The sequence below is a fragment of the Rheinheimera sp. genome (assembly GCF_965283995.1).
Lineage (GTDB): Bacteria > Pseudomonadota > Gammaproteobacteria > Enterobacterales > Alteromonadaceae > Pararheinheimera.
This window is the reverse complement of the sequence record NZ_CBDIQG010000001.1, coordinates 2,601,994-2,617,542: the sequence shown is the minus strand read 5'-3', so window position 1 is coordinate 2,617,542 and position 15,549 is coordinate 2,601,994. Positions and strand designations below refer to the sequence as shown.

17 protein-coding genes are annotated in these 15,549 nt (G+C 50.9%); 6 read left to right on the top strand and 11 right to left on the bottom strand.

Annotation, left to right across the window (positions count from 1 at the left end):
* The first annotated feature begins 47 nt into the window (after positions 1–47).
* The 5 genes from ACQ66Q_RS11720 to ACQ66Q_RS11700 are packed head-to-tail and all read left to right on the top strand — an operon-like array spanning position 48 to position 3,444.
* A complete protein-coding gene (locus ACQ66Q_RS11720; protein ID WP_430456975.1) occupies positions 48–1,526 on the top strand; it encodes an RNA polymerase factor sigma-54 in 1,479 nt (492 codons plus the stop codon).
* A 29-nt stretch (positions 1,527–1,555) separates the two neighbouring features.
* Positions 1,556–1,843, top strand: a complete 288-nt coding sequence (hpf, locus tag ACQ66Q_RS11715; protein ID WP_377244874.1) for a ribosome hibernation promoting factor — start codon at positions 1,556–1,558, stop codon at positions 1,841–1,843.
* An 11-nt stretch (positions 1,844–1,854) separates the two neighbouring features.
* Complete coding sequence (gene ptsN, locus ACQ66Q_RS11710) at positions 1,855–2,325, top strand: PTS IIA-like nitrogen regulatory protein PtsN (RefSeq protein WP_430456974.1); 471 nt, start codon at positions 1,855–1,857, stop codon at positions 2,323–2,325.
* Positions 2,322–3,179 carry an RNase adapter RapZ gene (rapZ, locus tag ACQ66Q_RS11705; RefSeq protein ID WP_031566769.1) on the top strand — a complete coding sequence of 286 codons (858 nt, stop codon included), beginning with the start codon at positions 2,322–2,324 and terminating at the stop codon, positions 3,177–3,179. Before ptsN ends, rapZ begins: the two co-directional genes overlap by 4 nt.
* Complete coding sequence (locus ACQ66Q_RS11700; RefSeq protein WP_430456973.1) at positions 3,169–3,444, top strand: HPr family phosphocarrier protein; 276 nt, start codon at positions 3,169–3,171, stop codon at positions 3,442–3,444. The genes rapZ and ACQ66Q_RS11700 overlap by 11 nt, the downstream gene beginning before the upstream one ends.
* Positions 3,445–3,478: 34 nt before the next feature.
* On the opposite strand, the gene ACQ66Q_RS11695 is transcribed toward ACQ66Q_RS11700, so the two are convergent.
* The 8 genes from ACQ66Q_RS11695 to ACQ66Q_RS11660 all read right to left on the bottom strand — a co-directional run bounded on the left by ACQ66Q_RS11695 (position 3,479) and on the right by ACQ66Q_RS11660 (position 13,423).
* The gene (locus tag ACQ66Q_RS11695; RefSeq protein WP_430456972.1) at positions 3,479–3,814 is read right to left on the bottom strand and encodes a Na+/H+ antiporter subunit G; all 336 of its coding nucleotides are present in this window, start codon (positions 3,812–3,814) and stop codon (positions 3,479–3,481) included.
* A gap of 8 nt (positions 3,815–3,822) precedes the next feature.
* A complete protein-coding gene (locus tag ACQ66Q_RS11690) occupies positions 3,823–4,092 on the bottom strand; it encodes a K+/H+ antiporter subunit F (protein WP_377244884.1) in 270 nt (89 codons plus the stop codon).
* Positions 4,080–4,589 (bottom strand): Na+/H+ antiporter subunit E, encoded by a 510-nt coding sequence (locus ACQ66Q_RS11685; RefSeq protein ID WP_430456971.1) that lies wholly within the window; start codon positions 4,587–4,589, stop codon positions 4,080–4,082. Before ACQ66Q_RS11685 ends, ACQ66Q_RS11690 begins: the two co-directional genes overlap by 13 nt.
* Positions 4,589–6,070 (bottom strand): monovalent cation/H+ antiporter subunit D, encoded by a 1,482-nt coding sequence (locus ACQ66Q_RS11680; protein ID WP_430456970.1) that lies wholly within the window; start codon positions 6,068–6,070, stop codon positions 4,589–4,591. Before ACQ66Q_RS11680 ends, ACQ66Q_RS11685 begins: the two co-directional genes overlap by 1 nt.
* Entirely contained in the window at positions 6,070–6,411 is a 342-nt protein-coding gene (locus tag ACQ66Q_RS11675) for a Na+/H+ antiporter subunit C (RefSeq protein ID WP_430456969.1), read from the bottom strand. The genes ACQ66Q_RS11680 and ACQ66Q_RS11675 overlap by 1 nt, the downstream gene beginning before the upstream one ends.
* The gene (locus ACQ66Q_RS11670; RefSeq protein ID WP_430456968.1) at positions 6,411–9,212 is read right to left on the bottom strand and encodes a monovalent cation/H+ antiporter subunit A; all 2,802 of its coding nucleotides are present in this window, start codon (positions 9,210–9,212) and stop codon (positions 6,411–6,413) included. Before ACQ66Q_RS11670 ends, ACQ66Q_RS11675 begins: the two co-directional genes overlap by 1 nt.
* A 171-nt stretch (positions 9,213–9,383) precedes the next feature.
* On the bottom strand, positions 9,384–10,952 hold the full coding sequence (gene nhaB, locus ACQ66Q_RS11665; protein WP_430456967.1) for a sodium/proton antiporter NhaB: 1,569 nt from the start codon (positions 10,950–10,952) through the stop codon (positions 9,384–9,386).
* Between the two features lie 332 nt (positions 10,953–11,284).
* Complete coding sequence (locus ACQ66Q_RS11660) at positions 11,285–13,423, bottom strand: S9 family peptidase (RefSeq protein WP_430456966.1); 2,139 nt, start codon at positions 13,421–13,423, stop codon at positions 11,285–11,287.
* Between the two features lie 242 nt (positions 13,424–13,665).
* Between ACQ66Q_RS11660 and ACQ66Q_RS11655 the strand changes: the two genes are divergently transcribed.
* Positions 13,666–13,848, top strand: coding sequence for a helix-turn-helix domain-containing protein (locus ACQ66Q_RS11655; protein WP_430456965.1), 183 nt, complete (start codon positions 13,666–13,668; stop codon positions 13,846–13,848).
* Here ACQ66Q_RS11655 and ACQ66Q_RS11650 read toward each other — a convergent pair.
* Genes ACQ66Q_RS11650 through ACQ66Q_RS11640 form a run of 3 tightly spaced genes read right to left on the bottom strand, consistent with a single transcriptional unit; the run spans position 13,822 to position 15,541 of the window.
* Positions 13,822–14,718 (bottom strand): phosphotransferase, encoded by an 897-nt coding sequence (locus ACQ66Q_RS11650; protein WP_430456964.1) that lies wholly within the window; start codon positions 14,716–14,718, stop codon positions 13,822–13,824. The genes ACQ66Q_RS11655 and ACQ66Q_RS11650 overlap by 27 nt on opposite strands.
* A complete protein-coding gene (gene pnuC, locus ACQ66Q_RS11645; RefSeq protein WP_430456963.1) occupies positions 14,655–15,296 on the bottom strand; it encodes a nicotinamide riboside transporter PnuC in 642 nt (213 codons plus the stop codon). The genes ACQ66Q_RS11650 and pnuC overlap by 64 nt, the downstream gene beginning before the upstream one ends.
* Positions 15,293–15,541, bottom strand: a complete 249-nt coding sequence (locus tag ACQ66Q_RS11640; protein ID WP_430456962.1) for a YkoF family thiamine/hydroxymethylpyrimidine-binding protein — start codon at positions 15,539–15,541, stop codon at positions 15,293–15,295. The genes pnuC and ACQ66Q_RS11640 overlap by 4 nt, the downstream gene beginning before the upstream one ends.
* Between the last annotated feature and the right edge of the window lie 8 nt (positions 15,542–15,549).

Genomic DNA, 15,549 nt, shown 5'->3' with positions numbered 1-15,549 from the left:
AGCAAAAAACCAGTCCCCAGCTGGTCGTCAGGAGTGACAAGAAGTACATGAAGCCATCTTTACAACTTCGGCTTGGACAGCAACTAACAATGACGCCTCAGCTGCAGCAAGCTATCAAGCTGCTTCAGCTGTCGACCATTGAATTGCAACAGGAAATCCAGGAAGCACTGGACGCCAACCCGCTGCTCGAAGCCGAAGATGAATTTAGTTTTTCCGAAGCCCCCAGTGGCAATGAATTGCAAAATACTGACCCTGCGCCTGAACATAACAGCGCTGATGAATATGCTGAACCGGAAGTGCCGGACAGCAGCGAGTCGATGACCGAACAGAACATCAAAGAAGATTTACCCCTCGACAGCAACTGGGACGATCTGGTCAGTGCAGCCCCGGTATCAGGCACAGGCTCTCCTGACGAAGATACCGTGTTCCAGGGCGAAACCACCGAAACCTTACAAGACTATCTGCGCTGGCAAATGCAGTTAACGCCGTTTAGCGAAACAGACCGCGCCATTGCCGAAATTATTATTGAAGCCATCGACGAAAACGGCCTGCTGACCATCAGCTGTGAGGACGTGCTCGAATCATTGGGCCTTGATGATATCGAAGCAGACGAAGTGGAAGCCGTACTGAAACGGATCCAGCTTTTTGACCCGGTTGGTGTGGGCGCCCGCACTATCCAGGAATGTTTATTGATTCAGTTGCGCCAGTTTGACCCGCAGACGCCTTTCCTGAAAGAAACCTGCGAAATAATTAAGCATCACAGCGAATATTTAGCCAATCGTGATTTCCGTTCTCTGATGCGCGTGTCTAAACTGAAAGAGGATGATCTGCGTGAAGTGATGCGACTCATCCACAGCCTGAATCCCCGCCCTGGCGCGGATGTGATCCGGCAGGAACAGCAGTATACGGTGCCGGACGTGTCGGTGAAAAAAGTCAAAGGCCGCTGGATGGTCGAACTGAATCCCGACGCCTTCCCGAAAATCAGAATTAATGAACAATACGCGGCGATGTCGCGGCAAGTACGCAATTCATCAGACAGCCAGTTTATCCGCTCGCATCTGCAGGAAGCGAAATGGTTCCTGAAGAGTCTGGAGAGTCGCAACGAAACGTTATTAAAAGTAGCCAACTGTATTGTTCAGCAACAACAGGCGTTTTTTGAACATGGCGAAGAAGCCATGAAGCCGATGGTGCTGAATGATGTGGCAGAGATGGTCGGCATGCATGAATCAACGATTTCCCGGGTCACTACCCAGAAATATATGCATACCCCGCGCGGAATTTTTGAACTTAAGTTCTTCTTTTCCAGTCATGTCAGTACAGAGAGCGGAGGCGAATGTTCGTCAACCGCGATCCGGGCCTTTATTAAGAAATTGGTGGCGGCGGAAAATCCGGCCAAACCGCTCAGCGATAGCAGAATGGCCGAGATCCTGTCGGAACAGGGGATAAACGTCGCACGGCGCACCATCGCCAAGTATCGGGAATCTCTTTATATTCCGCCGTCTAATCAACGTAAGAGCTTGCTCTAAGTAAGTGCTCACCTAAGAAGGAAATGTCTATGCAAATTAATCTAACTGGTCGTCATGTAGAAATTACTGCAGCACTGAGAGAATATGTAGACAGCAAATTTGCCAAGCTTGAAAAGCATTTTGAACATATCAACAATGTGCATGTCGTGCTCAATGTCGAAAAGTTAAAACAAATCGCCGAAGCCAAACTGCATTTAAACGGCGGAGAGGTGTTTGCGCAGTGTGAAGATGATAACATGTACGCCGCGATTGACCTGTTGATCGATAAATTGGATCGTCAGGTCATCAAACACAAAGAGAAGATTTCTCGTCACTGAACTCTGGATTTATGAACCTAAGCTCAATGTTATCGGAGGACTGCACAAAAAGTGCGGTCCTTTTTAATAGTAAAAAACGCATCCTTGAATACGTCGCGGAGCTTGCACACCAGCATATGCCGGAATTGTCTGAGTCCACTGTGTTTGAAGCGCTGATGGCGCGGGAAAAGCTTGGCTCAACCGGTATTGGCGGCGGCATTGCCATTCCCCATGGCAAACTGAAAGGCGTTACCACCCCTGTACTGGTGTTTGTCGTCAGTCAGGATGCTATCCAATTCGATGCAATTGACAATCAGGCCGTGGATATCTTCTGCGCCATCCTCATTCCGGAAAATCAGTGCCAGACGCATTTGACGACGTTAGCCGGCATCGCCCGTCTGCTCAGTCAAAAAGATCTGACACGAAAAATCCGTCATGCCGGCACTGATCAGGCCCTGTACCAGCTACTGCTCAGCCACGCTGACACAGGCACCGCCAAATGAAATTACTGGTTGTTAGCGGCAGGTCAGGCTCAGGGAAATCCGTCGCGTTACGGGTGATGGAAGATTTGGGCTACTACTGCGTTGACAACATTCCGGTCAATTTGTTGCCCACGCTCGCCAATGCTGTGATGGGGCAATATGAACGGGTCGCTGTCAGTATCGATGTGCGCAACTTACCGCAGGAACCGGAGGAACTCACCGAGATCCTGTCGTATCTGCCGCGTAAAGTTGAACTGACCATCCTGTACCTCGATGCCGACCATACCAGTCTGATCAAACGTTTCAGTGAAACCCGCCGGCTGCACCCGCTGTCGCATCAGGCGATGTCACTGGACGAAGCTATTCAACGCGAGCAGCAGCTGCTCGATCCAATCTCCAGTCGCGCCGACTTGTATATCGACACCACAGAACTAAACGTGCATCAGCTGACCGAGCAGTTGCGCGAACGGATCCTCGGACAAAAAACCGGTCGTCTGGTGATGTTATTTGAGTCTTTTGGCTTTAAATACGGCATCCCGAAAGACGCAGACTTTGTGTTTGACGCCCGCTTCCTGCCGAATCCGCATTGGGAACCTGAACTGAAGATCCTGACAGGTCTTGATCAACCCGTGAAAGATTATCTGGAAGCGCAGCCGGTTGTCGCAAAATATACCTGGCAAATCAACAGCTTCATCAGTACCTGGTTGCCACACCTCGAACGCAATAACCGCAGCTACCTGACGATTGCCATCGGCTGTACCGGTGGACAACATCGTTCGGTTTATATTGTTGAATCTTTGGCAGAGAGCTTCCGGGCTTTACGCGAAGACGTGCAGATCCGCCACCGGGAGTTAGTCCGTCACCATGGCAAATAGCTTTAAAGATACTGTCACCATCGTCAATCAACTGGGCCTGCATGCCCGTGCAGCAACCAAGTTGGCGCAGCTATGTATGCAATTTGATGCCAAAATTGAACTGCAACAGGATGGCCGTAGCGCCGATGCCAGTAGCGTACTGGCATTGTTAATGCTGGCCAGCAGTAAAGGTAAAAATGTTGATGTGGTCACCAGCGGTGAGCAGGCTGAAGCTGCGCTAATAGCTGTCACCACGCTGATCCGTGCCGGTTTCGACGAAAACTGAAGTGCGCCGCAACCGGCACTCTAGCCTTGCGGTTTCAGTCTTTTGGTAATTGTTCCTGTCCCTGCGTGTTGTCACAGGCTTTCAGCCGATGGTGTAACGCCACCTTAATCAGCATGTGTGCAGTCACCGGCGCTGAAATAAACAAAAACAATGCAATCAACAGTTGTTGCAGACTCAACGTCTGCTGATGCAGATTAAAATACAGCATGGACGCAAGCACAAGGCTGCCAAGCCCTAGCGTTGTAGCTTTCGTCGGGCCGTGCAATCGGGTATAAAAATCCGGTAATTTCAGCAACGCGACCGACCCCAACAACACAAATAATGCACCCAATAGCAAAAAGCCACTAATCATCCACTCCAGTAAGCTCATCTAGCCTCCTATTCGATAATATCGCCGCGTAGCATAAATTTACAGACCGCAACTGTACTGACAAACCCCAGCATCGCAATCAACAGCGCCGCTTCAAAATACAGCTGGGTCGACACATAAATTCCGTATACCAGCAATAGCGCGATACTGTTGATATACATAGTATCCAGGGCCAGCAAACGGTCTGCCAGATCCGGGCCACGCAATAATGAAAGACCATTTAACAGTAGTGCAAACACGATCACACTCATTACAGCAATCAGGATCAGACTGAACATGCAAAAATCTCCTTCAACGGCATTTCATAACGCTGTTTCAGCTCTGCGATCAAACTTGCTTCATCTTGCAGATCGAGCACGTGTAATAACAAGAACTGTGGTTTGTCTGCATTACGCGGCAATAATTCAGCGCTGACGGTGCCGGGAGTCAGGCAAATCGTGCCGGCCAAAATCGTCAACGGCAACGGCTCAGTCAAATCTAAAGGCAGCAACACGAAACCAGGCCGCATGGCACTGTTAGGCCCGAGCACGACTTTGATCACCTGTAAATTGGCGACAATAATGTCCCACAACACCATCAGCAGATAACGTAGCAACAAACCATAACGCCGCACTGCCGGCTGAGGTTCACGAAAACCGCGACTGAGCCATGGGATCAACAATGCTAACAAAACGCCGGTCACCAGGATCAGCGGCGCAAAACTGTTGTGCAGCGCGCACCAGACCAACAGCAGCAACGCACTGCGCAAAGGTGTAGCAAATAATGTCTGTTTCATCAGTGCACTCCCACGCCAGCCTGTAGCTGCGCAATTGCATCAACGCAAAATTGGGTCCACCAGTTGCCACACAGCACCAACGTCAGGCCAGATAATAACAATAAACCCACTGCGCTAACCGGCAACCGGCTGGCCGGGTTTAGAGCCTGCGCCGGTGAGTTGGCTCGCCAGAACAGCATGCTGCCAGCCCGGCTTAATGCAATCAACACCGCCAGACTACTCAGTAAAAGCACAGCAATCAGTAGCATACCGGCCGGGTGGCTGGTAATGCCCTGGAGTAGCCACAGCTTGGCGACAAAGCCGGAGAATGGCGGCATCCCAATCACTACCAGTGCACTCAGCGCAAACAGCCAGCCATAGAGTTGCGGCTGCACCAGACGTGGACCAGGCACCAGACGATCGCCGACACTACCGCGTTGCTGCCCTATCTGGTCAGCCAATAAAAACCATACCGCGCCAATCCAGCTGGAGTGAATGGCATACAACAAGGCAGCGGCTTTAACTTCAGCCACTCCACTGCCCAGCGCCGTCAGTAGGGTGCCGGCTGACAACAATACCAACGCCGCCGCCATGCCTTTTAAATCCACTGCGGCCAGCACCATCGCCGTGGCGAGTAGCATTGTCAGCAACCCGCCCCACCACAGCAATGCATCGCCATAACCACTCAGCGTGCCGGCTGTGGCGCCAAACAACAGACCAAACACTCGCAGCAGGCTGTAAATCCCGACTTTGGTCATCACCGCAAAAATCGCCGCCACGCTGGCATTGGCATGACTGTACGCCGCCGGCAACCAGAAATGAAACGGCAACAACGCAGCTTTTAAACCAAATACAATCAACAATAAGGCTGCCGCCGCTTTTACTGCCAGAGCTTGCGACGGCTCCAGTAGACTGATCCGCTGGGCCATATCGGCCATATGCAAAGAGCCGAGCATCGCGTACAGCAGCGCCAGCGCCAGCAAAAACAATGCCGAACCGACCAAATTCAGCACCACATAATGCAGTGCCGCCTGAATGCGTTTTTTGCCACCGCCATGCACTAGCAGGCCGTAGGACGAGATCAGCAGCACTTCAAAAAAGACAAACAGATTAAACAAATCACCGGTGAGGAAGGCGCCGTTGAGCCCCATCAGCAGAAAATGTAATAACGGATGGAAATATGAACCTTTTTCATCATCACCGCCGCAGCTGTACAGCGTCACTGCCAGCGCCAATAGCGATGTCAGCCAGACAAACAGTGCAGACAGCTGGTCCGCAACCAGCAGGATGCCAAACGGCTGCGCCCAGTTTCCGAGTAAATAATGCTGTGCCGGCACATTAGTTTGCTGCCACAACAGCACTGAGCTGACCAAGAACGTCAGCAGCATTGCCGCAACACTATAACTACGCCGTAGCTGTGCGGACCCCGTCAGTGGGTGCAGCAACAATAAAACCGCAAATAAAGCCGGCAATAAAATCGGTAGAATGACTAAATGTGACATCAGGGCATCCCCCGCTTCGGCGAGCGTTGATTATCCAATTCGTCATGCCCAAGCTCGGCACGCGACCGGATCGCCAACACCACAAGGAATGCGGTCATGGCAAAACCAATCACAATCGCAGTCAGTACCAGCGCCTGCGGCAGCGGATCAGCGTAGCGAGCAGTGGCACCCAGCACTGCACCGGCTCCGGCAGTAAGTCCACCGCTGACAAAAATAAACAGATTCACGGCATAAGACAGCATGGTCAGGCCCAGCATTACGGCAAAGGTACGGCCCCGCAGTAGCAATAACACACCACAGCCAGTCAACAGACCAATGGCTACTGCCAGTAATAATTCCATCAGGCTTGCTCCTTATGTTCCGGTTTATACCTTGTCGTCAACTTGCCAAGGTTGGCCAGGATTAACAGCGTGGACCCCACAACTGTCAGATAAACGCCTAAATCAAATGCCATCGCACTGGCCAGCTCAATTTGTCCCAGCAGTGGCACCTGGAAATAATCAAACCAGGAGGTTAAGAATGGTTTACCAAACAGCCAGCTAAACGCGCCGGTCAGCCCAGCAATCAAAATACCGCTGGCGATCAGCGCCGAAAACTGCAGGTTTAACCGCGGTTTGACCCAATCCACGCCGTGGGCAATATATTGCAAAATCAGCGCAATTGCAGTGACAAGACCCGCGACAAAACCACCGCCCGGCAAATTATGACCACGGAAAAAGACGTACACCGACACCAACAATGCCAGCGGCAACAAGCCCTGCGAGACCACCCGCAGCAACAGCGGATGTGCATCCAGTGCCCAGCTACGACCATCGGCATCAGCACTGGGTTTAAAGCGCGGAATGCCAGTTAGTAGCTTGTAGATGCCAAGCGCCGCAATCCCCAGCACTGTGATCTCACCAAAGGTATCAAAACCGCGGAAATCGACCAGGATCACATTCACCACATTGGTGCCGCCGCCACCGCTCTTAGCATTGGCCAGAAAATAAGCCGATACCGAATCCACCTGTTGGGTCAGCATCAGATACGCCAGGCTTCCGACGACAATGGCACAAGCGCCAGCCAGCACCAGATCGCGCAATAAGGTTGAATGTGCGCTCTGTTTCGGGCTGCGGTGCGGTAAAAAATACAACGCCAGCATCAACAACACCGCGGTCGCAACTTCAACGGCCAACTGGGTCAACGCCAGATCCGGTGCGGAGAAACGGATAAACAACAAACTCAGCATCAGGCCGACGACTGACACCATGATCAGCGCCAACAGACGTTGCCGCTGCCAAAGCACTGTAGCAACAGCCGCCAGTACCATCACCAGCAATAATGCGGCAGTCAGCAGATCAGCGGCCATCGTAGGCCGTGGCCCCTGTAAATCAGCAAGTTGCAATAATGGATAACCGGCCAGTAGCACCATCGCCCACAGGATAATGGCAATGTACCACTGCAGACGACCAGGCTCAGCCCATTGACTGAAGCGGCGACAAGCGTATACCAGCCGTTGTACCAGCCCTTCAAAACGATAAATCGCCAATGTCGATTGGAAGCCGGCCTGAAACAAAAACAACTGTTTACGGTTGATGTACAGCACAATACCGGCAAAAAATGCCACCGCACTCATCACCAGCGGCAGGTTCACCCCATGCCATAACGCCAGGCTATAAGCCGGCGGCGCTTGCTGTAACGCTGCCGTTGAGGCCGCAAGCAAAATATCGCCCACCAGCCACTGCGGAAACAAACCAACACCGATACAGAGCGCGACCAGAATCTCCATCGGCACCCGCATATACCGGGGCGGTTCATGCGGGGTCTTGTCGAGGCCTATTGGCTTACCGTTAAAAAATACGTCGTGAATAAAACGGGCAGAATAGGCCACCGAAAACATCGCAGCTATAGTCGCCAGCAGTGGCAATAACCAGCTGAGCGAACCCAGCACACTCTGGTGAAGCGTCTGGCTGAAAAACATCTCTTTTGACAGGAAACCATTTAACAGCGGTACGCCAGCCATTGCGGCAGCAGCCACCATCGCCAGGCTGGCGGTAACCGGCATAAAATGCCATAAACCATTGATCTTACGCATATCACGTGAGCCGGTTTCATGGTCGATAATACCGGCAGCCATAAACAACGAGGCTTTAAACACGGCGTGGTTAATAATATGAAAAATGGCGGCGACGGTAGCCAGATCGGTATCCAACCCCAGCAACAGGGTAATCAGCCCCAGATGTGAAATGGTCGAATAAGCCAACAAACCTTTGATATCGTGCTGGAACAAGGCGAAATAGGCGCCGGTCAATAGCGTCAGCAAACCCGCCAGGCTTACCAGGCTGAACCACAAATCGGTCCCGGCTAATGCCGGATATAAACGGATCAGTAAGAAAATACCGGCTTTGACCATCGTCGCCGAATGCAGATAGGCGCTGACCGGCGTCGGCGCGGCCATCGCATTGGGCAGCCAGAAATGAAATGGAAATTGGGCTGATTTGGTAAAAGCCCCCAGCAGCACCAAGGTCAGGATCAGCGGATACTGAGCGTGAGCAACAATCTCCGATCCTTTGCTGAGGATTACATCAAGCTGATAACTGCCAGCCACCTGGCCAAGTAACACCAGGCCAACCAGCAACGCCAAACCACCAGCGGCCGTGACCGTCAGCGCTAGCCGGGCGCCTTTGCGCGCATCGGACCGATGCGACCAGTAGCTGATGAGTAAAAACGAGCTGATACTGGTCAGTTCCCAGAACAGCCAGAGTTGTAGGACGTTACCCGACAATACAATGCCAAGCATCGCCTGCATAAACAGCAGCAGACAGGCATAAAACCGCCCCATCGGATCTTTTGGACTGAGGTAATACCGGGCGTAAAAAATCACCAACAGGCCGATGCCGAAGATGAGCAGGACAAACAATAAAGCCAGAGCGTCCAGGCGTAAAGTCCACTGCAGACCCAATAATGGCAACCATTGCCATTGTTGTTGCAGCACCTCTCCTTGCAGCAACTGCGGGATCGACGGCGCTAACAGCAACAGACCAAAAGCCGGTGCTGCCAGTGCTATCCATGTTTGCTGATTGCGGCTGAGCTGCCTGAAACACAACAACAGCGCAATACCGAATAAAGGGGCAGACAAAATCCAGGGGAGTATCGACACCATGTCATCGCCTCTTTAGCAGTTTTGTGTATTGAGCGCAGGCAAAAATCTGTACCGGCTCACACAACAGATTAAAAGATATCCTGAGTTGTCTGGGTGACAGCGGATGAAAACAAGTCCCTAACCGGTCAATGGGGCATTCTGACCGGTGAATGCCCCAGTTTTACCGATGAATTAATGCGCCGCTCCCGGCACATAATGATGGATCCAACCAGCACTGTAGAAGTAATGAGTCACTTCCGGCAGCAGGAACACCGTCGCCAATAAGCCTGCCACTGTCAGCACGATGGTATACGGCACCGCCATCCACACCATCCGCATGTATGACAGACGAATGAGCGGAGCCAGAGCGCTGGTCAACAGGAACAGGAACGCGGCCTGACCGTTTGGCGTCGCGACACTTGGCAGGTTGGTACCCGCATTAATCGCAATTGCCAGCATTTCAAACTGCTCACGGCTGATCCGGCCAGCTTCCCATGCCGCTTTCACCTCGTTGATGTAAACAGTGCCGACAAAGACGTTATCACTAACCATCGATAACACGCCATTAGCCAAAAACAACACAGCCAGTTGCTGCTGCCCGTCAAACGTCAGTACCCAGCTAATGATTGGGGTAAACAGATGCTGGTCAATAATGACCGCGACCACGGCAAAAAACACCACTAACAGCGCGGTAAAAGGCAAGGCTTCTTTAAACGCATTACCGATGGCATGTTCGTCAGTGACACCACAAAAAGTAGTCGCCAGAATGATTACCATCAGACCAATCAGGCCAACAGACGCGATGTGCAGACTCAGACAGATGATCAGCAATACTGAAATAACGCCTTGTACCCACAGCTTAGATATATCTGAAGCAGTCAGTTTTGCGCTTTGGTGTGCATCATAGTCGACCAACACTGCCCGTACGGCATCCGGCATTTTATAACCGAAATCAAACCACTTTATTTTCTCTACCAGCGCCGTGGTCAACAAACCACAAATTAAGACCGGTACACTGACGGCACACATCCGCAATGCAAATTCAGCAAAGCCCCATTCCACAGCTTCGGCAATAATCAGATTTTGCGGCTCACCCACCATTGTCGATACACCGCCCAAGGCAGTACCGACACCGGCATGCATCAGCAGGTTTCGCAGGAAACCACGGAAATTCTCCAGATCGGCGCGCGATAACTCGCGAACCTCACCATCTGCATTGTGATCATGGCTATCGAGAAAAGTCTTGCCTGAGGAAATTTTGTGGTAAATCGCGTAAAAACCAACGGCAACGCTGATGACCACCGCAACCACCGTCAGCGCATCGAGGAACGCCGATAAAAATGCTGCCATTACACAAAATGCCAGTGAAATGCCGGTTTTAGACTTAACTCGCAACAACAGCTTGGTGAACACAAACAACAGCAGGTCTTTGACGAAGTTAATGCCTGCAACCATAAACACCAGCAGCAAAACAACTTCTATATTGACGGAGACTTCATGCATGACTTTTTCGGTGCTGGTCATGCCCATCGCAACTGCCTGAATCGCTAACAAGCCACCGGGTAACAATGGATAACATTTCAGCGCCATCGCCAGCGTGAAAATAAATTCCAGCACCAACAACCAGCCCGCAACATACGGGTTCTGAATAAATACCAGTGGATTCAAAAACAGAAAGGCAATTATGGTCAGTTTGAACCAGTTGGGCGATTGCCCGAGAAAATTGGTGTACAGCGCCAGCGCAGTGCCAGATGGTTTCATAGCGGATCTCACTTGTTATTATCTGATTTGATCTTTATCGGCAGTTTCGTCAACGTTTAATGTAGCGTAACTGAGATGATTCGCCTGCCCTACCCATGAGTAAATTACGGTCCAGTCCCGAAAAACATCAACGACGTCAGATTCTTATACCTGAGTTCAGCCAAATATGTCTATGGCAGCTTTATGACATTTATGAATGCAGCCTGAAATTTGCGACCAGTCAACTTAGCTTGTGGCTGACTAACGTCTGTGTCTTGCCTCACTGAAAGTGGCGAAAAAAAACCCGGCAAATATGCCGGGCTTTCGTTTATACATATTATATTACTGATATATCAGGACTTCTTATCCAGCAACGACAGGATAAAGGCATATTCCTGCGCCACTTCTTTCATCCGCGAGAAACGACCTGACTTACCACCATGACCCGCTTCCATATTGGTGCGGAATAACAACGGTTGCGCATCAGTTTTCTCTGTTCTGAGTTTTGCCACCCACTTCGCCGGTTCAAAATACTGCACCTGGGAATCGTGCAGACCTGTCGTCACCAGCATCGCCGGGTAAGCCTGCTTTTTCACCTGGTCATAAGGCGAATAGGACAACATATAGTCGTAGTAGGCTTTTTGTTTTGGATTACCCCATTCGTCAAACTCGTTGGTGGTCAGTGGGATAGATTCATCCAGCATAGTCGTCACGACATCGACAAAAGGCACGTTGGCCACTAAAGCCCGGTATTTCTCCGGCGCCATATTGGCAACAGCACCCATCAGCAAACCACCGGCGCTACCGCCCATGCCAAATACTTTGTCTTTGGCCGCGTACTGCTGTTTTACCAGATAGTCGGTGACATCAATGTAGTCAGTGAAAGTATTGATTTTTTTCAGTAATTTCCCATCTTCATACCAGTGACGCCCCATTTCCTGACCACCGCGGATATGCGCGATGGCATAGACAAAACCACGGTCGACTAACGACAATACGCTGGAGCGGAAGCTTGGAGCAGATGAAGAACCATAAGAGCCATAGGCATATTGGTACAGTGGCGCACTGCCATCCTTTTTAAAGCCTTTGCGGTACAGCAAACTGACCGGCACTTTGGTACCGTCACGAGCTTCAGCCCACACCCGTTCGGTCTGATAGTTGGCACGATCAAAACCACCTAATACTTCCTGTTGCTTCAGCAGACGTTTTTCGCCGCTACGCAAATTCACTTCATAAACGGAATTCGGCGTGGTCAGCGACGTATAGCTGTAACGCAACCATTCAGTGTTTTGTTCCAGATTGACGTCGGTGGCGGCGACATACACCGGCTCATCTGAACTGATATAGCTGGCTTTCGCCGGGTTTTGCCACGGCAGCACACGGATGCGATTTAAACCTTCACTGCGTTCGTTAATGGCCAGATAGTCATTAAACAACTGAAAGGACTCGATAAAAACGTTTTTGTCATGCGCCAGTAATTCAGTCCAGCGTGCACGGTCACCGATTTGATCGTCCGCCACAGCCATAATGCGGTTATTCGGTGCATTCCAGTCAGTGCTGATAATCCAGCGATTGCCTAAGTGGTCGGCCTCGTATTTGAAGTCCCGTTGCCGCGGCGCAATGGCCTTAAATTCGCCCGTCGGCTGGTTAGCCGGCAATACACGGATTTCAGACGAGACAGTACTTCCCAGCCACAACACAATAAACTGGTCATCACTGCTGTTGCCGATGCCGGTGTAGAAGCTGGTATCTTTTTCTTCATACATCAGCACATCTTTGGCGACCGCTTCACCCAGCTGATGACGGCGGATTTTATTGCCTAGCAATGTTTGTTTATCTTTTTCAATATAAAACAAATGCTTGCTGTCGGATGACCAAGCCAGCGATGCTTCGACGCCCGTCAACACATCGGGCAGATCTTTACCGGTTCTGAGATCGCGAATCCGTACCGTGTATTGGCGGCGGCCATTGGTGTCTTCGGCATAGGCCACCAAATTGTTGTCAGGACTCACCGCATAATTACCGACCTGATAAAAATCTTTGCCGGCAGCCATTTTATTGACGTCGAGGATCACTTGCTCTTCGCCGGTTTTCAGCACTTTACGCAGATATACCGGGTACTGCTGGCCAGTTTCATAACGGGTATAAAAGCTGTAATCACCTTTTTTCGCCGGTACAGAACTGTCGTCCTGCTTGATGCGGCCAATAATTTCGTCGGTCAGTTTATTCGTCAGGTCCTGATACTTATCTGCATATTGTTGGTAATACGCGTTTTCTGCGTTCAGATGCGCCAGCACTTTCGGGTCTTGCCGTTTGTCATCGCGCATCCAGTAATACGGATCTACCCGATCGCCGTTGGCCGATTTGACGGTATATGGAATTTGTTCCGCAACGGGCGCCTGCACGGGTTGACTGGCGTGACTGATGCCGCTGATCAACATTGCGCCGGCACCCAATAGTGCAGTCCATTGAGAGAGAGGTCTATTTGCCATTTTTGCTTCCTGTTATTTTTTTGCTTCATGCTTAAACATTTATAACTTTGCTTTTTTAACATATCAGATACAAGGCTGCCCACAGGATTGCGTTCAAACGCCTGCGTTGACCGACTTAAAAAGTGTAACTAAGGATTTTTCCGGACTTAATCGGGTTAAATTTCGATTGTTCCGGCGATCAGTATTCACAAACCTGCATATCTGCGCTTATATTATTGAGATACATCACGCAGGAAATCATCATGGCTTTAATGACTGTAGCCGAAGTTGCGGCTTTTTTATCAATTCAGGATATCCGGGTCGAACGACTGGCACGAGAAAATTTATTAGTACCGGCCGACAAGGATGCTGCAGGCAAACCGATGTTCGAAGAAGAAGACGTGAAGCGTTACAAGATATTAGCTGAGCGTCTTGGCGGCATCTGAATGCTGACAAGGGAACTGGCGTAATGTAAGTTGCGCCAGTTTTGCTTTATCTGCACCACCTTCCAGCGATTTGTACCACAACCAGCAAAACCCACTGTATAACAACGAAGCCAACTGCAAGCGCTGCGCTAAATCTTGCCGCGCCTGAGGCCGGAATTGCAGATATAAATTCAGTAATTGTTCCTGTTCCTTTGCATTCAGCTGCAGATTCAAACATAACGCTGCTAGATCAAAGGCACTGTCAGCCTGCTGACAATATTCATAATCAATCAGCCATAACTGCTGGTGCTGCAACAAAATATTGCCGCTGTGCAAATCCATATGACACAACACCTGATCACCCGGCAACAAGCTGAAGGCGCTGGCTGCAGTGCGGAGTCGTTGCCAGTCGTGCTCATCATCCGCACTCCAGGCTGCATCAAACACTTTGTCACGCAATTGCTGCAGATAAACAAAAGGATCTAACACCGGCGTCTGCACTTTCAGTTTGTGCAGCCGCACCAGTTTTTCTACCAGCTGCAATAAATGCGTGTGGTGTAGTTCCCAGTCAAAATGCCGGCTGTGAGTCAGAAAATCACTGATCAGAATGCGTTGATGGTTATTCAGGCACAGCGGTGCCGGTGCCACACCTGCGGCAGCAGCAGCATGCTGGCAACGCAGTTCCTGCTGCCGGCACACCCCGGCCACGCCCGGTTTATAGTGCCGGACCAGATAGTGGCCACGCTGCGTATGCACGTAGTAATTGTCGTTAGTGCTGCTGGCCGCCAGCTTCTGTAACGCCAGCGGCACGTGATTGGCAAAAAACTCTAGCCGCTGACACAGATGCCAGATGCGTTGTTCAGTTGCTGTTGCCGGTAGTTGCTGCGCCATGCGAAATATCCCGAAGCTGCGGTCAGCGTATAAATAACAAAAAGCGCACTGAAAAAATACAGATCTTTTTGCAGATACATGTAAATAGAGGCCGCATCAATGACAATCCAGTACAGCCAATTCGAGACGACTTTCTTCGCGACCAGATAAGTTGTCACCACGGCGAAACAACTGATTTGCGCGCCAAGCCAGGCAAAATCGGTACTGGTGTATTGCTGCATCAGGAAGCCCAGACACAAACCGGCGACCGCCGTCAGGCTGATGAGCAGCAAATGCTGCGAACCACGCCACTCCACCACCTGCTGCGCCTGACCACTCTGGTTGCGCAGTTGCTGCCAGTTCCACCAGCCATACAGCGCCATACCCGCGTAATACAGCTGCAGCAGTGCGTCAGTGTACAGATTGGCGCTTAGCATAATTTGCAACGTCAGCACTGTGCTGGCCAATGCCGCCGGCCAGCACCAAAGACTATGGCGGATCGCCAGCACTGTGTAGGACAGCGCCAGCACTGTCGCAATCAGCTCCAATGCTGTCTGAAGTTGCCACTGGTTCAGCAGTTGCTGCCACAGTTCCGTCATGGCCGCAAATCACCGTGCAGGAACTTCACAACAAACACCACTTTGCCATAACGCTCAAACGACCAGCGGATGCACCGTTGCAGCGCCGCCATCACCGTATCGTATTCCCCAAACACCTGAGTGCTCATCGTATTGGTTAACACGTGCAGGCCCGCGTCTTTATTCAGCTCTTCGATAAAACCTTTAATTGGTTCGATGTAATCACTGGTCAGCGGATATTTACTGATTTCGATCGAAAGTTGCATCACGAGAT

Coding starts and splice junctions, on each gene's coding strand:
- ACQ66Q_RS11640 (WP_430456962.1), bottom strand. CDS start 15,541: ATGCAACTTTCGATCGAAATCAGTAAATATCCGCTGACCAGTGATTAC.
- hpf (WP_377244874.1), top strand. CDS start 1,556: ATGCAAATTAATCTAACTGGTCGTCATGTAGAAATTACTGCAGCACTG.
- ACQ66Q_RS11700 (WP_430456973.1), top strand. CDS start 3,169: ATGGCAAATAGCTTTAAAGATACTGTCACCATCGTCAATCAACTGGGC.
- ptsN (WP_430456974.1), top strand. CDS start 1,855: ATGAACCTAAGCTCAATGTTATCGGAGGACTGCACAAAAAGTGCGGTC.
- nhaB (WP_430456967.1), bottom strand. CDS start 10,952: ATGAAACCATCTGGCACTGCGCTGGCGCTGTACACCAATTTTCTCGGG.
- ACQ66Q_RS11655 (WP_430456965.1), top strand. CDS start 13,666: ATGGCTTTAATGACTGTAGCCGAAGTTGCGGCTTTTTTATCAATTCAG.
- ACQ66Q_RS11650 (WP_430456964.1), bottom strand. CDS start 14,718: ATGGCGCAGCAACTACCGGCAACAGCAACTGAACAACGCATCTGGCAT.
- ACQ66Q_RS11685 (WP_430456971.1), bottom strand. CDS start 4,589: ATGAAACAGACATTATTTGCTACACCTTTGCGCAGTGCGTTGCTGCTG.
- ACQ66Q_RS11670 (WP_430456968.1), bottom strand. CDS start 9,212: ATGGTGTCGATACTCCCCTGGATTTTGTCTGCCCCTTTATTCGGTATT.
- ACQ66Q_RS11680 (WP_430456970.1), bottom strand. CDS start 6,070: ATGTCACATTTAGTCATTCTACCGATTTTATTGCCGGCTTTATTTGCG.
- rapZ (WP_031566769.1), top strand. CDS start 2,322: ATGAAATTACTGGTTGTTAGCGGCAGGTCAGGCTCAGGGAAATCCGTC.
- ACQ66Q_RS11675 (WP_430456969.1), bottom strand. CDS start 6,411: ATGGAATTATTACTGGCAGTAGCCATTGGTCTGTTGACTGGCTGTGGT.
- pnuC (WP_430456963.1), bottom strand. CDS start 15,296: ATGACGGAACTGTGGCAGCAACTGCTGAACCAGTGGCAACTTCAGACA.
- ACQ66Q_RS11690 (WP_377244884.1), bottom strand. CDS start 4,092: ATGTTCAGTCTGATCCTGATTGCTGTAATGAGTGTGATCGTGTTTGCA.
- ACQ66Q_RS11660 (WP_430456966.1), bottom strand. CDS start 13,423: ATGGCAAATAGACCTCTCTCTCAATGGACTGCACTATTGGGTGCCGGC.
- ACQ66Q_RS11695 (WP_430456972.1), bottom strand. CDS start 3,814: ATGAGCTTACTGGAGTGGATGATTAGTGGCTTTTTGCTATTGGGTGCA.
- ACQ66Q_RS11720 (WP_430456975.1), top strand. CDS start 48: ATGAAGCCATCTTTACAACTTCGGCTTGGACAGCAACTAACAATGACG.